A 3,775-nucleotide genomic window follows, 5' to 3' on the forward strand; every position below is an offset into this window, starting at 1 on the left:
ACACCGAGTCGGTCTGGGCTGCGGACGAGATCAAGAAGCGCACCAACGGCAAATACGAGATCACGGTCTACCCGGCCTCGCAGCTCGGCAAGGAAACCGACATCAACCAGGGCCTGACGCTGGGCACCGTCGACATGATCATCTCGGGCTCGAGCTTCGCGGCCCGCGCCTATCCGCCGATCGGCGTGACCTATTATCCCTTCATCTTCCGCGGACCGGACCACCTCCTCGCCTATGTGAAGAGCGACGTCTTCAAGGAGATGGCGAAGGGCTATCAGGAGAAGAGCGGGCACCAGATCCTGGCCGTCACCTATTACGGCACGCGCCACACCACCGCGAACAAGCCGATCAAGACCTGCGCGGACATGAAGGGGCTGAAGATCCGCGTGCCGGACGTGCCGGCCTATCTCGCCATGCCACGCGCCTGCGGCGCCAACACGACGCCGATCGCCTTCGCCGAGGTCTATCTCGCGCTCCAGAACGGCACGGTCGAGGCGCAGGAGAATCCGCTCAACACGATCGAGGCGAAGAAGTTCTACGAGGTGCAGAAGCACATCGTCCTGACCGGACATATCGTCGACCACCTCAACACGGTCGTCTCCAAGCAGCTCTGGGACAAGCTCTCGCCTGAAGACCGCAAGATCTTCACCGACGTCGCGCAGGAGGCTGCCGAGCGTGCGACCAAGAAGATCCAATCCGACGAGGTCAAGCTCGTGCAGGTCTTCAAGGACAAGGGCCTGTCGGTCACCGAGATCGACAAGGCCGACTTCCTCGCTGCCGTCCAGAAGAATGTCAGCTTCGAGCAGTTCGGTTACCGCAAGGCCGACTGGGAACGCATCCAGGCGATCAAGTGATCTGATCCGTCGCATCGGGCCGGTCTTTGACCGGCCCTTTTTTGTCCTCACGCCGAGCCGAGGCCGTCGATGTCGAGCGAGACCCCGCAGGAGATCCACATCCCCGTCACCAGCGAGGAAATCGCGCATGTCTTCGACGAGGCGCCACCGCCTGCCGATCTGAGCGGCTATGGCGTCGAGGACTGGGTGACGCTCGCCGCCTTCTGGCTGATGGTCGGTTGCGTCGTGCTGCAGTTCTTCACGCGCTATGTCCTGAACGATTCCTACGCCTGGACGGAAGAGATCGCGATCTACGCGCTCATTGTCGTCGTCTTCCTCGGCGCCTCGATGTGCGTGCGGGCCTCGCGCCATATCCAGGTCGATTTCATCTACCGCTACCTGTCGCCCGGCATGGGGCGGATCCTGTCGACGGGCGTCGATCTCTTGCGGATCGTCTTCTTCGGCTACGCCACCTGGCTCATGTACAAATATGCGTCGCTCATCCCCGATGAGATGATGACGACGATCCAGTTCCCGAAGTCGATCGTCTTCAATGCCGTCGTCATTGCCTTCGCTCTGATGACGCTGCGCTCGGTCCAGGTCGCCTGGCAGAACGCACGACGCGGCTATTCCGTACTGGAACGCCCTTCGGCCTTCGACGGCTCGGAGGCCTGAGGCATGCTCATCCTGCTCGGAACCTTCCTCGGCCTGATGATCCTCGGCGTGCCGGTGGCCATCTCCATGGCCGTCGCCTCTCTCGCCTTCATCGTCATTTCCGGCACTGTGCCCGATGTCATCATGGCGCAGCGGATGATCGCCGGCGTCGAGAGTTTCCCGCTGCTGGCGGTGCCGTTCTTCATCCTTGCCGGCAATCTGATGAACATCGCCGGCGTCACCGGCCGCATCTATGCCTTCGCGGTCGCGCTTGTCGGCTGGATGCGCGGCGGCCTCGCCCAGGTCAACATCATCGGCTCGGTGATCTTCTCGGGCATGTCGGGCACGGCGATCGCGGATGCCGCGGGCATCGGCACGATCGAGATCAAGGCCATGAAGGACCATGGCTATCCGATGGATGTTGCCGTCGGCGTGACGGCGGCCTCGGCGACGCTCGGGCCGATCATTCCGCCTTCACTGCCCTTCGTCATCTACGGCATGATGTCGAACACCTCGATCGGGGCACTCTTCCTTGGCGGTGTCATTCCCGGCGTGGTGATGACGCTGTTCATGATGGGCACGGTCGCCATCTTCGCCCGCATGCGCGGCTGGGGCTCCGACGCCAAATTCTCGCTGCGCCAGATCGGCTCGGCCGGGATCGAGGTTCTGGTCGTGCTTGGCTTCCCGGTCCTGGCTTATCTGCTCGTCTGGGCAGGCCTATCGGAGAATGTCGCGATCGGGCTCGCGCTCGTCGCCCTGCTGGCGCTCGACTACTATTTCGACTTCTCGGCGGTGATGGCACTGATGACGCCGGTCATCCTGATCGGCGGCATGACGCTGGGCTGGTTCACGCCGACGGAGGCCGCCGCAGCAGCGGTGATCTGGTCGCTCTTCCTCGGCCTTGTCCGCTATCGCTCGATGACGCTGCGCACACTGACCAAGGCGACCTTCGACACGATCGAGACGACCGCTTCCGTCCTCTTCATCGTCACAGCCGCCTCGATCTTCGCCTGGCTGCTGACGGTCTCGAGCACGGCGCAGATCCTGTCCGACCTGATCCTCGGGCTGACGCAGAACAAATGGGTCTTCCTGATCCTGGTCAATCTGCTGCTGCTCTTCATCGGCTGCTTCCTCGACACCATTGCGGCGATCACCATCGTGGTGCCGATCCTGCTGCCGATCGCCCTCAAGCTCGGCGTCGACCCGATCCATTTCGGGTTGATCATGACGCTGAACCTGATGATCGGCCTGCTGCATCCGCCGCTCGGCATGGTGCTCTTCGTGCTCTCGCGGGTGGCGAAGCTCTCGGTCGAACAGACCACCATGGCGATCCTGCCCTGGCTGGTGCCGCTCTTCCTGGCGCTCTTCGCCATCACCTTCATTCCCGAGTTGACGCTGTGGCTGCCGCGAACGATGGGGATGTTGCGGTAATATTCGGCGGTGGAGCCGAGCCTCCGCCGCCATGCACTGAAGTCAGGCCCCTGTTGCACTCCTAGGTTGAAGGTGTTGCACTGAAGGGGCTCCATTGCCATTTTTTTGGCGAAGGGGAGTTCGCTGACGGAGTGACGTCCTTGCGCGCGCTCATTGAATCGATGTTGTCCCGGCTGGTGGGGAAATCCCGGCTCGATGTTGTCTTCGCCGACGGATCCCAGCGCTCCGTCGGCGCCGGGAGAAGTCCTGGGCCGACGATGCGTATTCTCGACCGTCCGACCGAGTTGAAACTGGCGCTGAATCCAGAGCTTGCTCTTGGCGAGGCGGTGATGGACGGGCGTGTCGTCGTCGAGCGTGGCAGTCTCTACGACCTTCTCGACATTCTGATCGCCGGCGCATCGCGACAGGAGTTGACCGCGTGGACGCGGCCTCTCACGCAATTCCGCACGGCGATCAGGCGCATCACCCAGAACAACAATCTGGCTTGGGCGAGACGCAACGTCGCCCATCACTATGACCTCAGGACCGAGTTCTTCCGGCTCTTCCTCGACGAAGACCTGCAGTATTCCTGCGCCTACTTTCCGAGCCCGGACATTTCGCTCGTGGACGCACAGGCGGCCAAGAAGCACCACATCATCGCCAAGCTGGCGATCGAGCCGGGCCAGCGCGTCCTCGATATCGGGTCGGGCTGGGGCGGTCTGGGCTTGAGCATCGCGCGCGAGACCGGTGCCTCGGTGAAGGRCATCACCCTCTCGCGGGAGCAGCTTTCCGTCGCGCAGGAGCGGGCTGCCGCCGAGGGGCTGTCGGTCGATTTCCAGTTCCAAGATTACCGCATGCTAGCGGAACCCTTCGACCGC

At 62.7% G+C, this 3,775-nt stretch carries 4 protein-coding genes; all 4 read left to right on the top strand.

Annotation, left to right across the window (positions count from 1 at the left end; all coding sequences use genetic code 11):
• Positions 1 to 854: sialic acid TRAP transporter substrate-binding protein SiaP (locus tag AC1D34_RS34945; protein WP_476826707.1), on the top strand; the 854-nt coding region annotated here is incomplete at its 5' end.
• A gap of 69 nt (positions 855 to 923) precedes the next feature.
• A complete protein-coding gene (locus AC1D34_RS34950; RefSeq protein WP_476826708.1) occupies positions 924 to 1,508 on the top strand; it encodes a TRAP transporter small permease in 585 nt (194 codons plus the stop codon).
• A gap of 3 nt (positions 1,509 to 1,511) precedes the next feature.
• Positions 1,512 to 2,918, top strand: a complete 1,407-nt coding sequence (locus tag AC1D34_RS34955; protein ID WP_476826709.1) for a TRAP transporter large permease — start codon at positions 1,512 to 1,514, stop codon at positions 2,916 to 2,918.
• 161 nt (positions 2,919 to 3,079) lie between these two features.
• A partial coding sequence (locus tag AC1D34_RS34960) for a class I SAM-dependent methyltransferase (RefSeq protein ID WP_476826710.1) occupies positions 3,080 to 3,775 on the top strand: 696 nt, incomplete at its 3' end.

The organism is Allobosea sp. P1_A7, assembly GCF_056406775.1.